Origin of the sequence: Kocuria varians (assembly GCF_006539885.1) — a bacterium.
In the GTDB taxonomy this organism is placed as follows: domain Bacteria; phylum Actinomycetota; class Actinomycetes; order Actinomycetales; family Micrococcaceae; genus Kocuria; species Kocuria varians.
Map to the genome: position 1 here is coordinate 97,235 of NZ_BJNW01000004.1, position 23,475 is coordinate 120,709.

Here is a 23,475-nt window from a genome sequence, read left to right on the forward strand (position 1 = left end):
CAACCGCTCACTAGGATGGAACCCATGTCCAGACCACTCGTACGTGCCCTCGGCCAGGGCGTCCGCTGGGCCACGAGCCTGCGCGGCGGCGGCTCCGCGTTCCCCGGCCTCGTCATGGAGAAGCTGCACCCGCGCTTCGTGCAGGAGGAGCTCGCGAAGCTGCCCCTGGGCGTGGTGGTGATCAGCGGCACCAACGGCAAGACGACCACCACCAAGATGACCGTGCAGCTGCTGCGCTCCCAGGGGCTGCGCGTGTTCACGAACCGCACGGGCTCGAACTTCGTGCGCGGTGTGGCGGCCTCTCTGCTCGCGGAGATGGACGCCTTCGGGCGCCTCGCCGCGGACGTCGCGGTGCTGGAGCTGGACGAGGCGCACGCCGTGCACTTCGTGAAGCAAGTGCAGCCGCGGATCGGCCTGCTGCTTAACATCATGCGCGACCAGCTGGACCGCTTCGGGGAGATCGACACCACCCGGCGGATGCTGCGCCAGGTCGCCCGGGCCACCACGGGCACGGTCGTGCTCAACCGTGAGGACCCCCGGATCGCGTCGCTGGCCGAGGACCTCTCCGACGGCACGGCCGTCAGCTGGTTCGGTCTCTCGGACGCGCTGCGGCCCATGTTCCCCTCGGACGACGACATGCGCGACGGGCTGCGGCAGGTGGACCCCGGGGAGCAGGACACCCAGGTGCCCTCCTCGAGCCGGCCTGACGCGGAGGTGCTGCTCGAGGCCGTCAACGCACGCAGCGTGGAGTTGGACGTGCGCGGCCGGGCCCACGAGGCGACGGTGGACCTCTACGGCGTGTACAACCAGTACAACGCGGCGGCGGCCCTGGCGGTCGCCCTGCAGGTGCTCGGCGACTCCGCGGACGTGGCGTCCCTGGTCGCGGAGCTCGGGAAGGTCACGCCGGCGTTCGGGCGCGGGGAGACCATCACCGTGCAGGACAAGCCCCTGCAGCTGCTGCTCGTGAAGAACCCCGCAGGCTTCCGGCTCTCCCTGGCGTCCGCCTCCGCGGACGCGTACGCCACGATGATCGCGATCAACGACCAGTACGCGGACGGCCGGGACGTCTCCTGGCTGTGGGACGTGGACTTCGACTCGCTGCGCGAGGGCGGCGTGGACGTGGTCTCGGGCGTGCGCGCGTGGGACATGGCGCTGCGCCTGGACTACGACCTCGTGCCGGTGGCCGCCGTGGAGCCGGACCTCGAGACTGCGCTGCGGCGCTTCATCGCGGGGTCGGGGGACCGGCCCATGCGCATCTTCTGCACCTACACGGCCATGCTCTCCCTGCGCAAGATCCTGGGCGGCATGACGCACGTGGCCGCGATCTAGGAGGACCCCGTGGCTGAGACGGACATCGAAGCGCTGCGCATCGTGCAGCTCTACCCCCGCGACATGAACATCTACGGTGACTGGGGGAACACCCTCACGCTCAAGCGCCGGGCCGAGCGATACGGCCTGGCGGTCGAGGTGCACGATCACAACCCCGGGGACCCGTGGCCCGAGCACGCGGACCTCTTCGTGGGCGGCGGCGGTCAGGACTCCGGGCAGTTCCGCGTGGCCGAGGACCTGCAGGCGGTGGCCGGGCACCTGCACGACGCCGTCGCGCAGGGCGTTCCCATGCTCGCGATCTGCGGGCTCTACCAGCTCTTCGGCAAGAGTTTCCGCACGGGCACGGGGGAGACCCTCACGGGCATCGGGATCTTCGACCTCGAGACCGTGGCCGGTCCGGAGCGGCTCATCGGCAACATCGTCACGGAGTCCCCGGATCTGGGGACCATCGTCGGCTACGAGAACCACTCCGGTCTGACGCACCTCGGCGCCGGGCAGCAGCCGCTGGCCACGGTGGTTTCCGGCGCCGGAAACGACGGCGAGGACGGCACGGAGGGCGCGCGCACCGCCAACGTGCTCGGCAGCTACCTGCACGGCTCCATGCTCCCCAAGAACCCCGCCGTGGCGGACTTCCTGCTCTCCGCGGCGCTGGCCGTGCGCGGGGACTCCCTGCCGGAGAAGACGTTCGACGACACGCTCGCGGAGCGTGCCCGCGAGGTCGCGAGCTCCCGACCCCGCTGAGCCGCGGCGCGCAGTCCACGTCCCGGGCGAGTGGGACGACGACGCCGCGCCCACCGGTTGCCGCGCGCCGCGGCGGCACGCGGCGTCGTCGTGCCCGGGGCCGGACCACCACGGCCCGGCGCGACCGCGAGCCGCTCGCTCGATATGCTGTAGAACAATCCACCCGCGTGTCCGGCCCTCGGGGCCGGGTGCACTCTTCCGAGGAGGTCATCCATGTCAGGTCACTCGAAATGGGCCACCACCAAGCACAAGAAGGCGGCGATCGACGCCAAGCGCGCCAAGGCGTTCGCCAAGTACATCAAGGGGATCGAGGTCGCGGCCCGCATGGGCGGCGCCGACACCTCCGGCAACCCGGCGCTCGAGCTCGCAGTCTCCAAGGCCAAGAAGAACTCGGTGCCCAACGACAACATCGACCGCGCCATCAAGCGCGGTGCCGGTCTCACCGGTGAGACGATCGACTACACCGAGATCCTCTACGAGGCCCGCGGTCCGCAGGGCACGGCCCTGTACATCGAGTGCCTCACGGACAACAAGAACCGCGCCGCCTCCGAGGTGCGCGTGGCCGTGACCCGCCACGGCGGCTCCATGGCGGACTCCGGCTCCGTGGCCTACCTCTTCGAGCGCAAGGGCGTGATCGAGGTCGCAAAGACGGACGGGCTCACCGAGGACGACGTCCTGATGGCCGTGCTCGACGCCGGCGCGGACGAGGTCGTCGACGACGCCGACGTCTTCGAGGTCGTCAGCGAGGCCACGGACCTGCCCGCCATCCGCGCGGCGCTGGACGAGGCCGGTCTCGAGTACAACAACGACGACCCCCAGTTCCGCGCCACCATGAAGGTGGACCTGGACGCGGACGGGGCGCGCAAGTTCCTCAAGCTCGCGGACGCGGTCGAGGAGCTCGACGACGTCCAGAACGTCTACTCGAACGCGAACATCCCCGCCGAGGTCATGGCGGAGCTCGAGGACGACGAGTAGAGCGGTGACGGCCACCGAGGACCGCGGGGGGCGTCGTGTGCTCGCCGTGGACCCGGGGCTCACGCGCTGCGGCTTCGCCGTGGTGGACATGTCCCCGCAGCGCACGGGGTCCTTCGTCCACGTGCAGGTGAGCGGGACCAAGGCGCACGAGGCGCTCGAACGGCGTGTGCTGACCATCATGGAGACCGCCGAGGAGCTGATCGAGCGGTTCCGGCCGGACGTCGTGGCGGTGGAGCGCGTTTTCGCGCAGAACAACGCACCCACCGTGGTCGGCACCGCCCAGGCCACGGGCGTGGTGATCGCGGCGGCCGCGCGGCGTGGCATTCCCGTCGCGTGGCACACCCCGTCCGAGGTGAAAGCCGCGGTCACCGGGGACGGCTCCGCGGACAAGGAGTCCGTGAACCGGATGGTCGTGCGGATCCTGCGCCTCGACGCACCGCCGCGCCCGGCGGACGCCGCGGACGCCCTCGCCCTGGCCGTGTGCCACGGCTGGCGCGGTGGCGTGGCAGGGGTCAATGCCGCAGAGCAGACCTCCACGCACTCGGGCTCGCGTCCCGCCCGTCCCGGTGCCTCCGCAACCCTGACCCCTGCGCAGCAGGCGTGGCGGCAGGCGGAGACGGCCTCGCGGAGCTCCGCACCCGGCCGCGGTCGCAGTGGTGGTCGGTCCCGCTTGGTACAGTGACGAGCAGTATTCGCACATGTATTCGAACGCGGCCGCCCGACCCCCGTCGTGGCGCCCCGTGGCCCGTGTGCCCCTGAGCGCCAGTCTCCCACCGGCGCCCGGTCCAGGGGTCGCGGTGGGCCGGGGCGCAGGCCCGCTCCGGACGTGACCGGCCCCCGGCCGGAGAGGAGAGTGGACCGTGATTGCCTCGGTCACCGGTGAGGTGCAGTTCGTGGGGGCCACGCTCGCGGTCCTGGAGGTCTCGGGCTTCGGCGTGGAGATCCACGCGAGCCCGCACACCCTCGCCGGACTACGGGTGGGCTCCACCGCACGCCTGCACACCGCCTACATCGCCCGCAAGGACGAGTCCCCCCTGCTCTTCGGCTTCTCCCGCGCGGACGAGAAGGAGGTCTTCACGGTGATGCTCGGCGTCTCCGGGGTGGGGCCCCGCACCGCGCTGGCCGCCGTCTCGGTGCTCGGTCCGGACGACGCCCGCCGCGCGATTGCGGCAGGGGACGACAAAGCCTTCACCGCCGTCCCGGGGATCGGTCCCAAGTCCGCGCGGCGCATCGTGCTCGAACTCGCGGACAAGCTCGTGCTGCCGGAGCCCCCGCCCGCGCAGGGCGTGCAGCCGCAGATGGAGGTCTGGCGCGAGCAGGTCGTGGACGCCCTGACCGGCCTGGGCTGGAGCGAGAAGGACGCCACCCGGGGCATCGACGACGCCCTGCAGACCCAGCCCGAGCTCGCCGACTCCGGCAACGTGGCCGAGATCCTGCGTGCCGTGCTCTCGTGGCTCGGCACGTCCAAGGGCACCTCCCACGCACGCACCGGGGGGCGCTGAGCATGGCCGTCGAGGACCGCGGATCCGTGGGTCAGCAGCGCCTCGTGGGCGCCGAGGGCGACTACGACGACCAGCAGCTCGAGGCGTCCCTGCGCCCGGGCACGCTCGACGACTTCGTGGGCCAGCAGCGCGTGCGCGCCCAGCTCTCCCTGGTGCTGGAGGCCTCCAAGCTGCGCGGACGCACCGCGGACCACGTGCTGCTCTCCGGGCCCCCCGGTCTCGGCAAGACCACGCTCGCCATGATCATCGCGCAGGAGCTGGACGTCCCCCTGCGGATCTCCTCCGGCCCCGCCATCCAGCACGCCGGTGACCTCGCGGCGATCCTCTCCTCCCTGACCCACGGGGAGGTGCTGTTCCTGGACGAGATCCACCGCATGTCCCGGCCCGCGGAGGAGATGCTCTACATGGCCATGGAGGACTTCCGGGTGGACATCGTCGTGGGCAAGGGAGCCGGTGCCACCTCCATCCCGCTGGACCTGCCGCCCTTCACCCTGGTGGGCGCGACCACCCGCGCGGGTCTGCTGCCCGGCCCGCTGCGCGACCGCTTCGGGTTCACGGGTCACCTGGAGTACTACGCGGTGGAAGAGCTCGAGCGCGTGCTGCGCCGCTCCGCCGCGCTGCTGGATCTGACGATGACGTCGGAGGCCTTCACCGAGGTGGCCTCGCGCTCCCGGGGCACCCCGCGCATCGCCAACCGGCTGCTGCGCCGCGTGCGAGACTGGGCGCTGGTGCACGGTGTGGAACGCATCGACGCCCGCGCGGCCGGCGCGGCCCTGGACATGTACGAGGTGGACGTGCGCGGACTGGACCGGCTGGACCGCAACGTGCTCTCCGCGCTCGTGGGCAAGTTCAACGGCGGCCCGGTGGGGCTGTCCACCCTGGCGATCGCCGTGGGGGAGGAGACCGAAACCGTGGAGACGGTGGCCGAGCCCTTCCTCGTGCGCGAGGGCATGCTGGGGCGCACCCCGCGCGGCCGGATCGCCATGGCGGCGGCCTGGGAGCACCTGGGGCTGCCGGTCCCGGACCACGCCGCGTTCAAGGACCCCGCCCTGCGCACGGCCCTCGCGCGGGAACCGGGGGAGGAGCCGGAGCCCGGGGCGGAGGCCTAGTCACGGGGCCCGCGGGCCCGGACGCTGCGGCCCGGCCGTCCAGCGGGACACCAGTTCCATCCCCTAAACTGGGGAACGATCTCGAGCGCGCAGCGCCCCGGCCCACGGGCCGGTGACGCCTCCGTTGCACGACCCACCGCACGACGACAGAACGGATCCTTCGTGACCCTCCTCGCAGAAACCCAAGAAGCAGCAGCCGGCGGAGGGACCGCGTGGTTCCTGCCCGTGATGCTCGTCGTCATGGTGCTCCTGCTGTGGCTGCCCATGCGCCGTCAGAAGAAGGCGCAGGCCCAGATGAAGGCCAAGCAGGCGACCATGGAGCCCGGCACGCGCGTCATGACCAGCTTCGGTCTCTACGGCACGCTGCGGGACATGGACCGTGAGCAGAACAAGGCCGTCCTGGAGATCTCCCCGGGCCAGCTCGTCACCGTGCACTCCCAGACCGTGACCACCGTCGTGGACGAGACCCCCGCGGTCGAGACCACGGACGGCGTCGTCGAGGACCGCGCGGCCACCGCCGGGACGACCCCCGCGGGCGCCTCCGGCGAGAACCCCGTGGGCGGCGCGACCGCGGCCGCGGAGGGAACCGCCGGCACCGGGGTCGACGGAGCTGCTGCGGAGCAGGACCACCGCACCTGGCGCGACGCCCGCGGCGGCGAGGACCGCGGCACCACCACCAACTGAACCATCCCCCCGCTGAGCGACGGGCCGAGAACCTCGGCCCGTCGCTCGTGCGTCGACCGGTCGCTGCGGCGCCGGTGACGGGCTCGTTGAAGGACGACTATGGCAGCACAGAAGAAGACGCCCGGGACCCCCAAGGGTTCCCGGCTGGGGCGGCGCAAGGCGTCGGAGGAGACCACCGGGGCCACGGGCACCCGGAAGGGGCGCGGTCCGTCGCGCCCGCGCTCGGGGGCTGCCGTGGCGGCGTCGTCGGCGCGCAAGGCCCTGCTCGCGCTCGTGGCGGTGATCGCGATCCTGGCCGGCGTGCTGGTCTACGGGGTCTCCACCGACCGCAGCGGCGCGGGCCCCAAGCTCGCCCTGGACCTCGAGGGCGGCACGCAGATGGTGCTCTCTCCCACGCTGCAGGGCGACGACGCCGGGCAGGAGATCTCCCAGGAGCAGCTCGACCAGGCGGTCGAGATCATCCGGCAGCGCGTGGACGGCGCGGGTGTCTCCGAGGCGGAGATCACCACGCAGTCCGGGCGCAACATCGTGGTTTCCATGCCCGGCACGCCGTCGAGCGAGACGCGTGACCTGATCCAGACCTCGGCGCAGATGGCGTTCCGCCCGGTGATCGTGTCCGGTCCCGGTGCGGCCACGCCCAAGGACAAGCGCACCGATCCCAAGTCCATCCCGGAGCCCAGCGCCAAGCCGGAGAACTCCTCCGACCCCAACTGGGTGACCCGGGACCTCTACGGGAAGTTCGAGGCCCTGGACTGCGGCAGCGGCCAGTCCCAGGAGGAACGTGCCGCGCAGGCCCAGGACAAGGCCGTGGTCGCGTGCGACCCCTCCAGCAACACCAAGTTCATCCTCGGCCCGGTGGAGATCCCCGGCACCGAGATCTCGGACGCCTCCTACGCGCAGGCCACGAACTCCCAGGGCCGTGCCACGGGTGGCTTCGCCGTGAACCTGCAGTTCGACGACCAGGGCACCAAGACGTTCAAGGACCTCTCCGAACGGCTGTACGGCCTGGGCCAGCAGAACAAGAACGACCCCCGGTCGCAGTTCGCCATCGTGCTGGACGGCGCGGTCATCTCCGCCCCGAGCATGAACTCCGTGATCTCGGACGGCAAGGCGCAGATCACCGGCAGCTTCACGGAGGACCAGGCGAAGTTCCTGTCCCAGCAGCTGAAGTACGGCGCGCTGCCGGTGTCCTTCTCGATCGACTCGGAGCAGCAGGTCTCCGCGACTCTCGGCAGCGACCAGCTGCGCATGGGCATCGTGGCCGGCCTGATCGGTCTGGCGCTCGTGTGCATCTACTCGCTGTTCCAGTACCGCTGGCTGGGGCTCGTGACCATCGCCTCGCTGGTGGTCGCGGGTGTGCTCACCTACCTCGCGATCACCCTGCTCGGGTGGAGCGCGAACTACCGTCTCTCGCTCGCGGGCGTGGCGGGGCTCGTGGTGGCGATCGGGCAGACGGCGGACTCGTTCATCGTCTACTTCGAGCGCATCCGTGACGAGATCCGTGCCGGGCGCACGATCCCGGCGGCCGTGGACCACGGCTGGCAGCGGGCACGGCAGACCGTGCTGGCGTCCAAGGCGGTGAACCTGCTGGCGGCGGTGGTGCTGTACTTCGTGGCCGTGGGCAACGTGCGCGGCTTCGCGTTCACGCTCGGCCTCACCGCCATTGCCGACCTGATGGTCGTGTTCCTGTTCACGCACCCGGTGATGGTGCTGCTGGCCCGTACCCGCTACTTCGGCTCGGGCGCCAAGAACTCGGGGCTGGACCCGGAGGCCCTGGACGCCGTTCCGCTCTACCGCGGCGCCGGGCGGCTGCGCGACCCCGCGGACGACGACGGTCTCACGATCGCCGAACGACGACGACGCCGCGCGGCGCGGCAGGCAGCGGACGGTGACGACGCGGCGTCGTCGGCCACCACCGGAACCGACACCCAGGAGGCCCAGCGATGAGCAACCGTCTCGCGCAATTCGGCAACGACCTGCACAGCGGGCGCCGGTCCTACCCCTTCGTCCAGAAGCGGAAGCTGTGGCTGCTGGTGACCCTGGCGCTCGTGGTGATCTCCGTGCTCGTGCCGGTGGTCAAGGGCGGCTTCAACCTGGGCATCGACTTCACGGGCGGCTCCGAGTTCACCGTCTCGGGCGTGGAGAACACAGACGTGAACCTGGGCAAGCGCGCCGTGGAGGGCACGCCCGGTGCCGACGAGGCGACCGTCACGAACATCGCCCCCGGCACGGTGCGGGTGCAGACCCAGCAGCTCGACGACGACCAGACCCTGAGCGTGAAGTCCAAGCTGCAGCAGTCCTACGGCGTGGGCGGGGACCAGGTGACCTCCAACTTCGTGGGACCCACCTGGGGCCAGGGCGTCACCCAGCAGGCGCTGTGGGGGCTCGTGGTCTTCGTGGTGCTGGCCCTCGCACTGATGGCCCTGTACTTCCGCACGTGGAAGATGTCCGTCTCCTCGATCGCGGCGATGCTCGTGACCGTGGTCGTCACCGGCGGTGTGTACTCGCTCGTGGGCTTCGAGATCACCCCGTCCGCCGTGATCGGCTTCCTGACCGTGCTCTCGTACTCGCTCTACGACTCGGTGGTGGTATTCGACAAGGTGCGGGAGAACACCGCGGGGCTCCTGGACGGCACGGCCCCGGCCGAGCGCGCCGGTCGCACGTACGGGGAGCAGGTCAACCTCGCGGTCAACCAGACGCTCGTGCGCTCGATCAACACCTCGATCGTGGGCATCCTGCCCGTGGGCTCCATCCTGTTCATCGGCGCGTACCTGCTGGGCGCGGGAACCCTCAAGGACCTCTCGCTCTCGCTGTTCGTGGGCATCATCGTGGGCACGCTCGCGACGCTGTTCGTGGCCGCCCCGCTCTACTCGTGGCTGCGGGACCGTGAACCGGCCGTGCGCGAGCAGAGCCGGAAGGTGCTCGAGGCCCGGACCGCGGACGCGCCCCCGGTGAGCCGGGATCCCGTGACGGCCTGAGCCCGTCCCGGCCTGGGAACCTGGCCGACCGGAAGGGGAACCGGTGGTGGTCCGCGAAGGACCCCGCCCGCTCCTGACCGGCCAGTTTCCGGCCTGCGCATCCCGCGGCCCCTGTGCACAGAGCACGGGGGCCGCGGCATTACACTGGACCATCAGCCGCTCCGGCCGGGATCCGACCGGCCGAGGAGCGCGGCACGGTGAGGAGGCCACGGATCATGTCCACCAGGTCCGACGACACGGGGGCCAGGCGCCCGACCGCATCCGTCCAGTCCACCTCCGCCGGGGACCATCCCGCGCGGGAGACCCTCACCGCCGAGACGGTCACCGGCGCTGAGACCGCCACCGGGACGGTGGCGCCGCCCCTGCCGCAGGCACAGGACTCGACCTCCGCGGCGACCACCCCGTCCCAGCTGCACGGCTCTGCGTCGCCGACGGCGTCCGCCACCTCCTCGACCACGGCGCAGGCCACTTTCACGACGACGCCGCCCGGTTCCGCGGCGTCGGCCGGGGCTGCCACCGCTGCTCCCCGCACGGCCGTGGCTCGGGGCGACTTCAGCGGCACCCACTTCGTGCTCCCGGCCTCCCGCCCCGTCTTCGGGCGCGCGGTGTTCCCCGGCCGCAGCGAGAGGACCCGCTCCACGCTCTCGGTGCTCAGCGGGGAGTCCTTGCCCGGCTCGCCCGTGCTCGTGCCCCTGCTGCGCACCGTGCAGAACACGCACCCGGAGGAGGACCTCACGGTCCTGGAGCGCGCCTTCGCCGTGGCGGACGCGCACCATGAGGGCCAGAAGCGCAAGTCCGGGGACCCCTACATCACCCATCCCGTGGCGGTGACCACGATCCTCGCCGAGCTCGGCATGACCGGGGCCACCCTCGTCGCCGGGCTGCTGCACGACACCGTGGAGGACACCCCCTACACGCTCGACGAGCTGCGTGAGGAGTTCGGCGAGGAGGTCGCCGCGCTGGTGGACGGCGTGACCAAGCTGGACAAGATCCAGTACGGGGAGAACGCCCAGGCCGAGACCGTGCGCAAGATGATCGTGGCCATGGCCAAGGACATCCGCGTGCTCGTCATCAAGCTCGCGGACCGGCTGCACAACGCGCGCACGTGGCGCTTCGTCTCCTCCGAGTCCTCGGGGCGCAAGGCCCGCGAGACCCTGGAGATCTTCGCACCCCTGGCCCACCGCCTGGGCATGAACACCATCAAGTGGGAGCTCGAGGACCTCTCGTTCGCGGCGCTCTACCCCAAGGTCTACGACGAGATCGTGCGCATGGTGGGGGAGCGGACGCCGGAGCGGGAACGCCACCTGGCACAGATCCGCGGGGAGATCGGCGAGGCGCTGGAGGCCTCGGGGATCGAGGCGACCATCACCGGCCGCCCCAAGCACTACTACTCGATCTACCAGAAGATGATTGTGCGGGGTAAGGATTTCGACGAGATCCACGACCTGCAGGCCGCGCGCGTTCTCGTGAGTTCCGTGCGCGAGTGCTACGCGGCGCTCGGCGTGCTGCACGCGAAGTGGCGGCCGCTGCCGGGGCGGTTCAAGGACTACATCGCCATGCCCAAGTTCAACATGTACCAGTCGCTGCACACCACGGTGATCGGTCCGAACGGGCGGCCCGTGGAGATCCAGATCCGCACCCATGAGATGCACCGCCGCGCGGAGTACGGCGTGGCCGCGCACTGGAAGTACAAGGACAAGGTCAACCAGGCGAACTCCGCCACGCCCAAGGCCAAGGAGGGCGAGCTGAACTGGCTCAGCTCGCTGGTCTCGTGGCAGGAGGAGGCCAAGGACTCCTCGGACTTCCTGGACTCGCTGCGCTACCAGATCAACACGGCCGAGGTCTACGTCTTCACACCCAAGGGCGAGGTCATGGCGCTGCCCACGGGCTCCACCCCGGTGGACTTCGCGTACGCGGTGCACACGGAGGTGGGCAACCGCACCATCGGTGCCCGCGTCAACGGCAAGCTCGCGCCGCTGTCCTCGCAGCTGCAGCACGGTGACCGCGTGGAGATCCTCACCTCCAAGTCGGAACAGGCCGCACCGTCCCAGGACTGGCTCAAGTTCGTGGGCTCGCCGCGCGCCCGCACCAAGATCCGGCAGTGGTTCTCCAAGGAGCGCCGCGAGGAGGCGATCGAGCGCGGCAAGGACCTGCTCACCAAGGCCCTGCGCAAGCACCACCTGCCCCTGCAGCGCACGGTCACGAGCGAGTCGCTGCTCGCCGTGGCCCAGGACTTCAACCGCGGGGATGTCGCCGCACTCTACGAGGCCCTCGGCTCGGACGCCGTCAGTGCCCAGCAGGTGGTCGATAAGCTGCTCGAGCACCTGGGCGGTGCGGACGGCACGGAGGAGGACCTCGCGGAGGTCACCCGCGTCACCAAGCCGGTGAGCTCCGGCGTGGCCGATGCAGGCGTACTCGTGCAGGGTGCCTCGGACGTGTACGTCAAGATCGCCCGCTGCTGCACCCCGGTGCCGCCGGACGAGATCGTGGGCTTCGTGACGCGTGGCTCCGGGATCTCGGTGCACCGCAGCGACTGCGCCAACATGAAGGCGCTGCCGGAGGACGACGCCCGGGTCAAGAAGGTCTCCTGGGCCCCCACGCAGTCCTCGCTGTTCCTCGTGGAGATCCAGGTGGAGGCTCTGGACCGCAAGTCGCTGCTCTACGACGTGACGCGCGTGCTCTCCGAGAACCACGTGAACATCCTCTCGGCCCAGGTGCACACCTCGCGTGCGCGGCTGGCGATCTCCCGCTTCTCGTTCGAGATGGGCGACACCCGCTACCTGGACCACGTGCTCAACCAGGTGCGGCGGATCGACGGCGTCTACGACGTCTACCGCGTGTCCGGGCACCAGCCGGTGGCGTCCTAGCTCCGGGCACCAACCCGTGGCCTCCTGGCGCCACGGCCTCCGAGCTGCGTCCGAGCCGCACCGGAGATCGCCGACGGCGCCTCGCCGCCGCCGTGCCGCGTATTCCGTGCGACGCCCTTTGCAGCCAGATTGATCAACGTGCCCGGTCAGTACCTCTAGCCCTCGGCCCCCGTGCTCAGCGCACGCGTCAACTTGCGCACCCGCGTGAGGGCGGCCCGGCGGCCGGGGGTTTTCGGCAGTGTCTCCAGGGCGTGCCGCAGCTGCTCCGGCGAGCAGCGCAACCGGCGCGAACCGAGCAGCGCGAGCAGAGCGGCGTCGCCGGCGGGACCGGGGACGTGCAGCGCGAGGTCCAGCGCGGTGCGCCGGGGCGAGGTGAGCATGATGCCCTGCCGCGTGAGCACGTCGTCGGGCGAGAACCTCGTCTGGTGCAGCACGATCCCCGGCGGCACGGACGCCGTGGTGCGCGCGGTCTTGTCCACGAGCACCGGCAGCGGTGACGGCTCCGGGGCGCAGCGGTAGAACCACGCCGCTCCGAGCCGCCCGAGCACCCCGCGACGCTGCAGGTTCCCGGGGATCACCCGGCCCAGCACGGCGGCCCGCAGCTCGTCCGTGGAGGGGCGGGAGGCGTGCACGTGGGCGTCCAGCAGCTCGCGGCGCAGCACACCGTCCACGGTCATGGCGTGCAGCTCGGCGCGGCTGAACGGGTGGCCGGGCAGGAAGACGGAGAACGCGCCGTCGTACGTGGACGGTGCCGGACGCGGCGCGGGGGCGAGGGAGGTCATGGACCCATCCCATCCCACGGGCCGTCGCCGCGGCAGGCCCGGAGCCCACCTGTGGAGAACCGACAGGCCTGCGTCCCGCCAGGATCGCACACGACAGCGCCCCCGCCCCAGGAAAATGGGGCGGGGGCGCTGTCTACCGGGAAGGGCGGGGTGTCAGCCCAGCTCGGAGGCGGAGGCCTGCAGCGTGACCAGCCACTGCTCGCTCGTGGCGAGGTCCTTCTCCAGGGAGGCGGCCTTCTTCTCGTTGCCGGACGCGCGGGCGGCCTCGACCGCCGCGCGCTGGTCGGCGATCTTGCTCTCCAGCTGCGAGAGCATCGAGTTCGACCGGGCCTTGGTCTCGGGGTCCGTGCGACGCCACTTGTCGTCCTCGGCCTTCTTGATGGAGTCCTCGACGGAGCGCAGCTCGTTCTCCACACGGCGCATGTGGGCCCGCGGTACCTTGCCGGCCTCCTCCCAGCGCTGCTGGATCGAGGCGAGCTTCTTCTTGGCGGACTCGAGATCCTTGACGGGCAGGATCCGCTTCGCTTCGGCGAGCAGCTCCTCCTTGACCGCAAGGTTGCCCTCGAACTCCTTGTCGATCTGCTCGTTCGCGGCCTTGCGCGCGTCGAAGAAGACGTCCTGCGCGGCGCGGAACCGGGCCCACAGGGCGTCGTCGTCCTTGCGTGACGCACGCGGGGCCGCCTTCCACCGGTCCATGAGATCGCGGTACTTGCCCGCGGTCTCGCCCCAGTCCGTGGAGGAGGACAGCGCCTCGGCCTCCGCAATCAGTCCCTGCTTGACCCGCTTGGCCTTCGCGTTCGTCTCGTCCAGGGAGGAGAAGAACGCCTTGCGGTGCCGGTCGAACGTGGTGCGGGCCTTGCGGAAGCGCTTCCACAGGGCGTCCTCGTCCGACTTCGAGAGCCGGCCGCCCGAGCGCTGGTGCTCCTGCCACTGCGTGAACAGCTCCGCCATGCGCGTGGAGGACTGCTTCCACTGGGTCTTCTCGGGATCCTGGCCCGCGACACCCTCCGCGGCCTCCACGATCTCCGTCCGCCGCGCGAGCTGCTCGGCCTTGTGCTTCCTGGCCTCCTCGCGCTCGCGCTCCAGCGCCACGCGGATGGCGTCCTCGAGGGTGTCGAGGCGGGTGGAGAGCTCCGTGAGGTCACCCACCATGCCGTGGGCGTCCACCTGCTCGCGCACGTGGGCCACCGTCTTGCGCATGTCACCGGCGGGGGCCTTGGCGGCGATGCGCTGCTCGAGCAGCGCGACCTGGGCCTCGGCGTCGTCGAACTTGCGCGCGAAGTAGGCGAGCGCCTCGTCCGGCGTGGCGTCCGGGAACTGGCCGCACTCGTACTCGGTGCCCTGGACCGTGACGTACACGGTGCCGTCCTCGGCCACGCGGCCGAACTTCTTGGCGCGCGCCACGGACTCCGCCGGGGCCAGCGCGGTGTGCGGCACCTCGGCGGAGGCCTGGGGCGCCTTGGGCCCCTTGGGACCGGCGGGCGCCTTGGGAGCGGCCCCGTCCGGGCGCGCACCGGGCCGCGGCGGCTTGGGCGCGGCCGGTGCCTTGGGCGCGGGGGCCGGAGCGGCGGCGTCGGCGGCCGGGGTCCCGGACGACGGCGCCTCGTGCGCCGCGGCGTCGGAGGTCGCGTTCTCGGCCGCGGGGGCCTCGGACGCAGGGCCGTCGGACGACGACGCCGCGGGCGTCACCGGGGGCTCGGGCGTGGAAGACGCGGACGGCCCCGGGACGGGACGGCGGTCGTCGGATTCAGGACGTTCTGTCACCGCTACAACTCTTTCTGCACGGCCTTCCCGGGCACTGTGGTGCTCGTCACCGGCGGAGGCTCCATTGATGGACAACGGCCATCCTAACGATCGGCGCGTCCTAGAATGGCTGTAGACACCGCCGCGAGCGCCGCGGGACCCGTGCCGAGGGCGAACACGGCGGGGGCGCGGGCGCCGCAGCACCCACACACCGAGGAGTTCCATCCATGGCACGCACCACGTCCCTGTCCGGCTTCCCCGAATGGCTCCCGGAGGAACGGATCGTGGAGCAGCACGTCCTGGACTCGCTGCGCCGCACGTTCGAGCTGCACGGCTTCTCCTCCGTGGAGACTCGCGCCGTGGAGACCGTGGAGCAGCTGCTGCGCAAGGGGGAGATCGACAAGGAGGTCTACGGGGTCTCCCGGCTGCAGCAGGACGAGAACGACTCCGCCAAGGAGGGCTCGCTGGCCCTGCACTTCGACCTCACCGTGCCGTTCGCGCGCTACGTGGTGGAGAACAACGGCTACCTCACCTTCCCGTTCCGCCGCTACCAGATCCAGAAGGTCTGGCGCGGTGAGCGCCCGCAGGAGGGCCGCGCTCGCGAGTTCACCCAGGCGGACGTGGACGTCGTCGGGGACGGCACCCTGCCCTTCCGCTACGACGTGGAGCTCGCGCTCGTGATGATCGACGCCCTCTCCGCCCTGCCGATCCCCCCGTTCGTGCTGCGCGTCAACAACCGCAAGCTCGCCGAGGGCTTCTACCGCGGCATCGGCCTCGACGACGCCCCGGCCGTGCTGCGCGAGATCGACAAGCTCGAGAAGATCGGGGCGGACGCCGTCGCCCGCAACCTGCAGGACGCCGTCGGCGCCACCGGGGAACAGGCCCGGGCCGCACTGGCGCTCGCCGCCATCCGCACCGAGGACACGTCCTTCGTGGAGCGCGTGCGCGAGCTCGGGGTGAGCAACGAGCTGCTGGAGGAGGGGCTGGCCGAGCTCGCGGAGGTCGTGGGGGAGGCCTCGCAGCGCGCGCCGGGGAAGGTCGTCGCGGACCTGTCGATCGCCCGCGGGCTGGACTACTACACGGGCACCGTCTACGAGACCGTCCTCGTGGGCCACGAGCAGCTGGGTTCTGTGTGCTCGGGCGGGCGCTACGAGTCGCTCGCGAGCACGGGCAAGAAGAACTTCCCGGGCGTGGGCCTGTCGATCGGCGTGACGCGCCTGGTCACCCGCATCCTGTCCCAGTCCATGGCGCGGGCCTCCCGGTCCGTGCCCTCGGCCGTGCTCGTGGCCCTGACCGACGACGCCTCGTGGTCCGCCGCTCAGGACGTGGCCACCGCGCTGCGGGCACGCGGCATCGCCACGGAGGTCGCGGCCACCGCGCAGAAGTTCGGCAAGCAGATCCGCCACGCGGAACGCCGCGGCATCCCGTTCGTGTGGTTCACCACGGTGGGCGAGGACGGCTCCGTGAGCCACGAGGTCAAGGACATCCGTTCGGGCGAGCAGGTTCCCGCGGACCCGACGGCGTGGCAGCCGCCGGCCGAGGACCTGCACGCCACCGTCCTGACCCAGGATCAGGATCCCGCCTGAGCCGCGGAGCTGCGGAGCGAGCCACGAGCGCTTGTAGACTCGCCGGGAGACACGCGGCCCGGCAGGGCGACGTCGTCCGGCTGCCCTGAGCCCCGGACGGCGCGGCGCCCAGGGCTCGAGAACGCCGGGGAGAACGTCCCCGTACCACAACCCAACGAAAAGGTGAATGCACTTGTTGCGAACACATGAACTCGGTGCGCTGAGCGCCGAGAACATCGGAGAGACCGTCACGCTGGCGGGGTGGGTCGGCCGACGCCGCGACCACGGTGGCGTGGCGTTCGTGGACCTGCGCGACGCCTCCGGTGTGGCCCAGATCGTGGTGCGCGACGAGGAGCAGTTCCACCAGCTGCGCAACGAGTACGTCCTGCAGGTCACCGGCACCGTGGAGCGCCGCCCGGAGGGCAACGAGAACCCGAACCTGCCCTCCGGCGAGGTGGAGGTCATGGTGGACGAGCTGACCGTGCTCAACACCGCCGCGCCCCTGCCGTTCCAGATCGACGAGCACGTGGAGGTGGGCGAGGAAGCCCGCCTGAAGTACCGCTACCTGGACCTGCGCCGCCCCGAGCCCGCCCGCATCATGCGGCTGCGCTCCGAGGTCAACCGCGTGGCCCGCACCCTGCTGCACGACCAGGGCTTCACCGAGGTGGAGACCCCCACCCTGACCCGCTCCACACCTGAGGGCGCCCGCGACTTCCTGGTGCCCGCGCGCCTGGCCCCGGGCTCCTGGTACGCGCTGCCGCAGTCCCCGCAGCTGTTCAAGCAGCTGCTGCAGGTGGGCGGGATCGAGAAGTACTTCCAGATCGCCCGCTGCTACCGGGACGAGGACTTCCGCGCGGACCGCCAGCCGGAGTTCACCCAGCTGGACGTCGAGGCCTCCTTCGTGGAGGAGGACGACATCATCGCCCTCGGCGAGCAGATCGTGAAGGCCCTGTGGGCGCTGATCGGTGTGGAGATCACCACACCGATCCCGCGCATGACCTACGCGCAGGCCATGGCGGACTACGGTTCGGACAAGCCGGACCTGCGCTTCGACCTGAAGCTCACGGAGCTCACCAACTACTTCAAGGACACCCCGTTCCGCGTGTTCCAGGCACCCTACGTGGGTGCCGTGGTGATGCCCGGTGGTGCCTCCCAGCCGCGGCGCCAGCTCGACGCCTGGCAGGAGTGGGCCAAGCAGCGCGGCGCCAAGGGCCTCGCGTACGTCCTGTTCAAGGAGGACGGCGAGATCGCGGGCCCCGTGGCCAAGAACATCTCGGACGAGGAGAAGGCCGGTCTGGCCGAGGCCGTGGGCGCGAAGCCCGGTGACTGCGTCTTCTTCGCCGCCGGTGCGGTCAAGACCTCGCGGGCGCTGCTGGGCGCCGCGCGCGTGGAGATCGGCCACCGCGTGGGGCTCATCAAGGAGGACGACTGGGCCTTCGTGTGGGTCGTGGACGCGCCCCTGTTCGAACCCGCCGCGGACGCCGTGGAGTCCGGCGACGTCGCCGTGGGCTCCGGTGCCTGGACCGCCGTGCACCACGCGTTCACCTCGCCCAAGCCCGAGTTCATGGACACCTTCGACACCGATCCCGGTTCGGCACTGGCGTACGCGTACGACATCGTGTGCAACGGCAACGAGATCGGCGGCGGCTCCATCCGCATCCACCGCCGGGACGTGCAGGACCGCGTGTTCCGCGTGATGGGTCTCAGCGAGGAGGACGCCCGCGAGAAGTTCGGCTTCCTGCTCGACGCGTTCCAGTTCGGCGCGCCCCCGCACGGCGGCATCGCGTTCGGCTGGGACCGCGTGGTCGCCCTGCTGGCGGGCACGGAGTCCATCCGTGACGTCATCGCGTTCCCTAAGACCGGCAACGGCTACGACCCCCTGACCGCCGCTCCCGCCGCCATCACGGCGCAGCAGCGCAAGGAGGCGGGCGTGGACGCCAAGCCCGAGAAGAAGAACGAGCAGGGCGCAGCAGCATCTGCGACCAGCAGGGACGACGCATCACGCTGAGCCCCGTCCAGCATCGTGGTCGCACCGGCCAGGGCCTCGTGGCCCTGGCCGGTGTCGTGGTCACCGCATTCACCCTGCGGCTGGCTGTCTCGGGTGTCTCACCCGTTCTGGGGCGCATCACCGACGAGCTGCACCTCATCCCGGGGGAGGCCGGCGTCCTCGCGATGATGCCCTCCCTGGGCTTCGCCCTCACCGGCGTCCTCACCACGCTGGCCATGCGCCGGCTGGGGCTCGAGGCGCTGCTAGTCACCTCCTGCGGCCTCGCCGCGGTGGGGACGGTCGCGCGGGCACTGAGTCCGGACGACGTCACGTTCGTGGTCCTCACGTTCATCGCCATGTGCGGGCTGGGCATGGGCAACGTGGTGCTGCCGCCCGTGATCAAGAAGTACTTCCCGCACCAAATCGCGGCGCTGTCCGCCATCTACTCGATGCTGCTGGGCTTCTCCACGGCCACCGCGCCCCTGTTCGCGATCCCGCTGGCCGACGCCGCGGGGTGGCGCGTGTCCGTGGGCTCGTGGGGCCTGTTCTCGGTGGCCGCGCTGCTGCCGTGGCTCGTGCTGTGGCTCGGCGCCCGGCGTTCCACCCCGCCGGCGCCACCGGAGCAGACCCCGGACCTCACCACGATGCCGGTGGCCGTCGTGGCCCCGGCGTCCACCGCGCCGGTCAAGCCGTGGCGCTCTCGGGTGGGCTGGGGTGTGGCGCTGATGTTCACGGGCACCTCCGCCAACACGTTCGCCATGTTCCTGTGGCTGCCGCGGTTCCTGCAGGACATGGGCTTCACGGAGCACACCGCCGGGCTGATGCTGTCCTACTACGCGATCCTCGCTGTCCCGGTGAGCTTCGCGGTCCCGTTCCTGGTCCGGCGCTTCGGCAACACCGTGGTGCTGGGGCTGTGCACGGTGGTGCTCTACGCGACGGGCTACCTGGCCGTCCTGCTGTGGCCCCACGCCCAGGTGGGTGACTTCCCGCTCGTGTGGGTGTGGATCACGGTCTTCGCGCTCGCGCAGGCCTCCTTCCCGCTCTCGATCACCCTGATCAACGCGCGCACCCGCACGACCGCGGGTGCCGGGGCGCTCTCTGGCTTCGGGCAGGGTCTCGGGTACTTCGCGGGCTCGTTCGGTCCGCTGATGTTCGGTCTTCTCTTCGGGGCCACCGGCTCGTGGTGGCCCTCGTTCGGGTACCTGTGGGTCATGCTCGGCGTGCTGAGCGTCGGGATCCTGATGACGGGTCGTCACCGGTACATGGAGGACCGCGCCGCGCGGTAGGTCGACGACGCCAGCGGCCCAGGCGTGACGGCACCACCGCGGTGTGGTGGAGTGGTGGGCATGAGAATTGTGCTGCAGGTGGTGACCGGGGCCGCAGTGACGGTCGAGGACCGGACCGTGGGGAGCATCGACGGGCCCGGGCTCGCGCTGCTCGTGGGGATCACCCACTCCGACACCGTGGAGACCGCCCAGAAGCTTGCCGCAAAGATCGCGGGGCTGCGGGTGCTGCCGGGGGAGACGTCGTGCGAGTCGCGGGGCGCCCCGGTGCTCGCCGTCAGCCAGTTCACGCTCTACGGGGACGTGCGGAAGGGCCGGCGGCCGTCGTGGTCCGCCGCCGCACCGGGGCCGGTGAGCGAGCCGCTGTTCGACGCGTTCGTCGCCGCACTGGGTGAGCGCGGGCTCACCGTGGCCACGGGCGAGTTCGGCGCGCACATGGAGGTATCGCTGGTCAACGACGGGCCCATGACCCTCGTGCTGGACAGCGACGAGCTGGAGCGGCCGCGCCGTCCGTGACCCGCGGGCGGCCGGTGCGTGTGCGTGTCCGAGGCGCCGCGTAGGGTCGTGCCGTGAGTGACTCGCTGTTCGACCTCCCTGACCCCGCGCACGGTGCCGGTGCCGCCACTGAGCCCGTCGCGGACGGCAGCGGCCGTCGCGGTCGCTCCCGAGCGCCCCTCGCCGTGCGGATGCGACCCCGCACCCTCGACCAGGTGGTGGGCCAGAAGCACCTGCTGCGCACGGGCTCCCCGCTGCGCGCCCTGGTGACGGGCCTGACCGGTCCCGCGGCGCCGTCGTCGGTGATCCTGTGGGGCCCGCCCGGCACGGGCAAGACGACCATCGCCCACGTGATCGCGCGCGGGCACGACACCACGTTCGTGGAGCTCTCCGCGGTGACCGCCGGGGTCAAGGACGTCCGGCGCGTCATGGACGAGGCCCTGACCGCGCGGGACTTGCACGGCCGCACCACGGTGCTCTTCCTGGACGAGATCCACCGCTTCACCAAGGCCCAGCAGGACGCGCTGCTGCCCGGTGTGGAGAACGGGTGGGTGATCCTGGTGGCGGCGACCACCGAGAACCCGTCCTTCTCCGTGATCTCCCCGCTGCTCTCGCGGTCGCTGCTGCTCACGCTGCAGCCGCTCGAGCGCGAGGATATCGGCGAGCTGCTCGACCGCGCCGTCGTGGATCCCCGCGGCCTCGACGCCGCCATCCGGCTCGCCCCGGAGGCCCGCGAGCACCTGCTGGACGTGGCCGGGGGCGACGCGCGCAAGGCCCTGACCTCGCTCGAGGCCGCGGCGGGGGTGGCACTCTCGCACGGCGGCAGCGACGGCAACGGCGAGGACGCCGACGAACGCGCCGGGGAGCACGACGCCGGGGACGCCGACAGCAAGGCCGACGCCACGTCGTCGGCCGCCGGCCCGCCCACCGTGACCCTCGCGGACGCCGAGGAGGCGGTCAACCGTGCCGCGGTGCGCTACGACAGGAACGGTGACCAGCACTACGACGTGGTCAGCGCGTTCATCAAGTCCATCCGCGGCTCGGACGTGGACGCGGCAGTGCACTACCTGGCGCGCATGATCGAGGCGGGGGAGGACCCGCGGTTCATCGCCCGCCGGCTCATCATCTCCGCCTCGGAGGACATCGGCATGGCGGATCCCACGGCGCTGCAGACGGCGATCGCCGCGGCGCAGGCGGTGCAGCTGATCGGCATGCCGGAGGGCAGGATCCCGCTCGCGCAGGCGGTCGTGCACCTGGCCACCGCTCCGAAATCCAACGCCTCCTACATGGCTCTGAACCGGGCGATCGCGGACGTCCGCGCCGGGGGAGCGGGTCCCGTGCCACCGCACCTGCGCGACGCCCACTACCCGGGGGCCGCGGAGCTGGGCCACGGCAAGCACTACGTCTACGCCCACGACACACCGCACGCCGTGGCCACGCAGCAGTACCCGCCGGACGAGCTCGTGGGACGCGACTACTACCGGCCCACGCAGTTCGGCCACGAGAAGAACGTGGCCAAGCGCCTCGAGATCCTGCGCTCCATGGTGCGCGGGACCGGCGAACAGGCGTGATCCACCGGACGCCGTTCCGTGATTGTTCCGGGTGCGCACCCCGGGGTGTCCCACAGCACTGCCTCCGCCGACTATCGTGGGATATGACCCGGAACAACCACCGGCTACCCGCCGGTAGGCAGGAGTGGCAACCATGCCTCTGACCTCTCTGAACGCCCAGCAGCGCAGCAACGACCTCCAGGCCATGGCGGATCACCCCGTGGACGTCCTGGTCATCGGCGGCGGCATCACCGGCGCGGGGATCGCGCTGGACGCCGCCACCCGCGGCCTCTCCACCGCGATCATTGACGCGCAGGACTGGGCGGAGGGCACCTCCTCGCGCTCGTCCAAGCTGGTCCACGGCGGCCTGCGCTACCTGATGCAGCTGAACTTCGCCCTCGTGGCGGAGGCGCTGAAGGAACGCGACCTGCTCATGCACCGGCTCGCCCCGCACCTGGTGAAGCCCATCCAGTTCATGTACCCCCTGACCCACAAGGGGTGGGAGCGACCCTTCGTGGCCACGGGCATCGGCATGTACGACACGCTGGCGCACGTGGGGGCCAAGGCCGAGTCCCTGCCCATCCAGCGCCACCTCAGCGCCGCGGGCGTGCGCAGGACCTTCCCGGCCATGCGCGACGACGCCGCCGTGGGGGCCATCGCCTACTGGGACGGCCGCGTGGACGACGCCCGCCTGACCCTTGACCTCGTGCGCACCGCGCAGCGCTACGGGGCGCTCGCCGCCAACCGTGCCGCGGCCCGCAACCTCATCCGTGACGACTCCGGCCGTGTGGTGGGAGCCCACATCGAGGACCTCACCACGGGGGAGACCCGTGAGGTGCGCGCCAAGGTCGTGATCTCCGCCGCCGGCGTGTGGACCGAGCCCGTCCAGGACCTCGCCGAGTCCGAGACCGGGTTGAAGGTGCTGGCGTCCAAGGGCATCCACATCGTGGTCCCCAAGGAGCGCCTGGACGGCTCCACCGGCATCATCCTGCAGACGGAGAAGTCCGTGCTGTTCATCATCCCCTGGGACAACTACTGGGTCATCGGCACCACCGACACCCCGTACGAACGGGACCTCGCGACCCCCACGGCCACCCGCTCGGACGTCGAGTACGTCCTCGAGCACGCCAACAAGATCCTGCGCGACCCGCTGACGATGGACGACGTCATCGGCACCTGGGCGGGTCTGCGCCCGCTCGTGCAGCCGGGCACGAAGGGCGAGACCACCCCGTCCACCAAGATCTCCCGTGAGCACTCCGTGGTGGAGGCCGCGCCCGGCCTGTTTACCATCGCCGGCGGCAAGCTCACCACCTACCGGGTGATGGGCAAGGATGCGGTGGACGCCGCCTTCGGCAAGAAGTTCGCCAAGGAGAACCCGTCCATCACCGAGCACGTGGCCCTGCTGGGTGCCCAGGGCTGGTCCGGACTGATGAACCAGTCCGAGCACCTGGCCGCGCGCACCGGCATCGAGCAGGTGGTGATCGAGCGCCTGCTGAACCGCTACGGGGACGAGACCCTGGAGATGCTCGACACCGTGGCGGACCAGCCCGAGCTGGGCGAGCCGGTGCCGGGCGCGGAGCAGTACCTCAAGATCGAGATCCAGCGCGCCGCGACCCACGAGGGTGCCCTGGACCTCGAGGACGTGATGTGCCGCCGCACCCACCTGAACTACGAGCAGCGTGCCGGCGGACTCGGTGCCGCCCCGGAGATCGCGCGGATCATGGGCGACGTCCTCGGCTGGGACGAGGCCGAGCGCACGCGTCAGGTGGAGCTCTACGAAGCGATGCGCCGCGCCGAGCAGGCGGCCCTCGAGGAGGACGACGAGGACACCGCGCAGAAGCTGCGCGAGGGCGCCGGCAACCCGTACCCGCAGCAGCGGGGCTGA

General features: G+C 71.2%; 18 protein-coding genes. 16 read left to right on the forward strand and 2 right to left on the reverse strand.

The window, feature by feature from the left end:
- The first annotated feature begins 15 nt into the window (after window positions 1–15).
- The 10 genes from KVA01_RS03440 (at window position 16) to KVA01_RS03485 (ending at window position 12,185) form a co-directional block, all read left to right on the forward strand.
- The gene (locus KVA01_RS03440; protein ID WP_141268922.1) at window positions 16–1,329 is read left to right on the forward strand and encodes a Mur ligase family protein; all 1,314 of its coding nucleotides are present in this window, start codon (window positions 16–18) and stop codon (window positions 1,327–1,329) included.
- Window positions 1,330–1,338: 9 nt separating this feature from the next.
- Window positions 1,339–2,070, forward strand: a complete 732-nt coding sequence (locus KVA01_RS03445; protein ID WP_068467487.1) for a type 1 glutamine amidotransferase — start codon at window positions 1,339–1,341, stop codon at window positions 2,068–2,070.
- A gap of 213 nt (window positions 2,071–2,283) precedes the next feature.
- Entirely contained in the window at window positions 2,284–3,045 is a 762-nt protein-coding gene (locus tag KVA01_RS03450) for a YebC/PmpR family DNA-binding transcriptional regulator (protein ID WP_141268924.1), read from the forward strand.
- Window positions 3,046–3,049: 4 nt separating this feature from the next.
- Window positions 3,050–3,727 (forward strand): crossover junction endodeoxyribonuclease RuvC, encoded by a 678-nt coding sequence (ruvC, locus tag KVA01_RS03455; protein WP_068467491.1) that lies wholly within the window; start codon window positions 3,050–3,052, stop codon window positions 3,725–3,727.
- Between the two features lie 178 nt (window positions 3,728–3,905).
- Window positions 3,906–4,547, forward strand: a complete 642-nt coding sequence (ruvA, locus tag KVA01_RS03460; protein ID WP_068467494.1) for a Holliday junction branch migration protein RuvA — start codon at window positions 3,906–3,908, stop codon at window positions 4,545–4,547.
- Between the two features lie 2 nt (window positions 4,548–4,549).
- Window positions 4,550–5,656 (forward strand): Holliday junction branch migration DNA helicase RuvB, encoded by a 1,107-nt coding sequence (gene ruvB / locus KVA01_RS03465; protein WP_141268926.1) that lies wholly within the window; start codon window positions 4,550–4,552, stop codon window positions 5,654–5,656.
- Window positions 5,657–5,818: 162 nt separating this feature from the next.
- Window positions 5,819–6,340, forward strand: coding sequence for a preprotein translocase subunit YajC (locus KVA01_RS03470; RefSeq protein ID WP_231860544.1), 522 nt, complete (start codon window positions 5,819–5,821; stop codon window positions 6,338–6,340).
- Window positions 6,341–6,439: 99 nt separating this feature from the next.
- A complete protein-coding gene (gene secD / locus KVA01_RS03475; RefSeq protein ID WP_082810204.1) occupies window positions 6,440–8,287 on the forward strand; it encodes a protein translocase subunit SecD in 1,848 nt (615 codons plus the stop codon).
- Window positions 8,284–9,318 (forward strand): protein translocase subunit SecF, encoded by a 1,035-nt coding sequence (gene secF, locus KVA01_RS03480; RefSeq protein ID WP_068467500.1) that lies wholly within the window; start codon window positions 8,284–8,286, stop codon window positions 9,316–9,318. Before secD ends, secF begins: the two co-directional genes overlap by 4 nt.
- Window positions 9,319–9,533: 215 nt before the next feature.
- Entirely contained in the window at window positions 9,534–12,185 is a 2,652-nt protein-coding gene (locus KVA01_RS03485; protein WP_233438739.1) for a RelA/SpoT family protein, read from the forward strand.
- Window positions 12,186–12,340: 155 nt separating this feature from the next.
- Here KVA01_RS03485 and KVA01_RS03490 read toward each other — a convergent pair whose 3' ends face one another.
- Both KVA01_RS03490 and KVA01_RS03495 read right to left on the reverse strand, forming a co-directional pair.
- A complete protein-coding gene (locus KVA01_RS03490; RefSeq protein WP_068467502.1) occupies window positions 12,341–12,967 on the reverse strand; it encodes a type IV toxin-antitoxin system AbiEi family antitoxin in 627 nt (208 codons plus the stop codon).
- Between the two features lie 153 nt (window positions 12,968–13,120).
- Window positions 13,121–14,731: a DUF349 domain-containing protein gene (locus KVA01_RS03495; protein ID WP_233438740.1), complete on the reverse strand. Its 1,611-nt coding sequence runs from the start codon at window positions 14,729–14,731 to the stop codon at window positions 13,121–13,123.
- Between the two features lie 206 nt (window positions 14,732–14,937).
- Here KVA01_RS03495 and hisS point away from each other — a divergent pair, with 206 nt between their 5' ends.
- The 6 genes from hisS to KVA01_RS03525 all read left to right on the forward strand — a co-directional run bounded on the left by hisS (window position 14,938) and on the right by KVA01_RS03525 (window position 23,475).
- Window positions 14,938–16,296, forward strand: a complete 1,359-nt coding sequence (gene hisS, locus KVA01_RS03500) for a histidine--tRNA ligase (RefSeq protein ID WP_141268928.1) — start codon at window positions 14,938–14,940, stop codon at window positions 16,294–16,296.
- Between the two features lie 172 nt (window positions 16,297–16,468).
- On the forward strand, window positions 16,469–18,283 hold the full coding sequence (gene aspS, locus KVA01_RS03505; protein ID WP_068467505.1) for an aspartate--tRNA ligase: 1,815 nt from the start codon (window positions 16,469–16,471) through the stop codon (window positions 18,281–18,283).
- Window positions 18,284–18,321: 38 nt separating this feature from the next.
- Entirely contained in the window at window positions 18,322–19,548 is a 1,227-nt protein-coding gene (locus KVA01_RS03510) for an MFS transporter (protein WP_141268930.1), read from the forward strand.
- Window positions 19,549–19,608: 60 nt separating this feature from the next.
- Window positions 19,609–20,061: a D-aminoacyl-tRNA deacylase gene (gene dtd / locus KVA01_RS03515; RefSeq protein ID WP_068467507.1), complete on the forward strand. Its 453-nt coding sequence runs from the start codon at window positions 19,609–19,611 to the stop codon at window positions 20,059–20,061.
- Between the two features lie 53 nt (window positions 20,062–20,114).
- Window positions 20,115–21,611, forward strand: a complete 1,497-nt coding sequence (locus KVA01_RS03520; protein ID WP_233438741.1) for a replication-associated recombination protein A — start codon at window positions 20,115–20,117, stop codon at window positions 21,609–21,611.
- Between the two features lie 133 nt (window positions 21,612–21,744).
- On the forward strand, window positions 21,745–23,475 hold the full coding sequence (locus KVA01_RS03525; RefSeq protein WP_141268932.1) for a glycerol-3-phosphate dehydrogenase/oxidase: 1,731 nt from the start codon (window positions 21,745–21,747) through the stop codon (window positions 23,473–23,475).

Excerpts from the sequence above, each read along its gene's own strand:
- KVA01_RS03440 (WP_141268922.1), top strand. The coding sequence starts at position 16 with ATGGAACCCATGTCCAGACCACTCGTACGTGCCCTCGGCCAGGGCGTC.
- KVA01_RS03485 (WP_233438739.1), top strand. The coding sequence starts at position 9,534 with ATGTCCACCAGGTCCGACGACACGGGGGCCAGGCGCCCGACCGCATCC.
- hisS (WP_141268928.1), top strand. The coding sequence starts at position 14,938 with ATGGCACGCACCACGTCCCTGTCCGGCTTCCCCGAATGGCTCCCGGAG.
- KVA01_RS03450 (WP_141268924.1), top strand. The coding sequence starts at position 2,284 with ATGTCAGGTCACTCGAAATGGGCCACCACCAAGCACAAGAAGGCGGCG.
- KVA01_RS03525 (WP_141268932.1), top strand. The coding sequence starts at position 21,745 with ATGCCTCTGACCTCTCTGAACGCCCAGCAGCGCAGCAACGACCTCCAG.
- dtd (WP_068467507.1), top strand. The coding sequence starts at position 19,609 with ATGAGAATTGTGCTGCAGGTGGTGACCGGGGCCGCAGTGACGGTCGAG.
- secF (WP_068467500.1), top strand. The coding sequence starts at position 8,284 with ATGAGCAACCGTCTCGCGCAATTCGGCAACGACCTGCACAGCGGGCGC.
- ruvB (WP_141268926.1), top strand. The coding sequence starts at position 4,550 with ATGGCCGTCGAGGACCGCGGATCCGTGGGTCAGCAGCGCCTCGTGGGC.
- KVA01_RS03490 (WP_068467502.1), bottom strand. The coding sequence starts at position 12,967 with ATGACCTCCCTCGCCCCCGCGCCGCGTCCGGCACCGTCCACGTACGAC.
- secD (WP_082810204.1), top strand. The coding sequence starts at position 6,440 with ATGGCAGCACAGAAGAAGACGCCCGGGACCCCCAAGGGTTCCCGGCTG.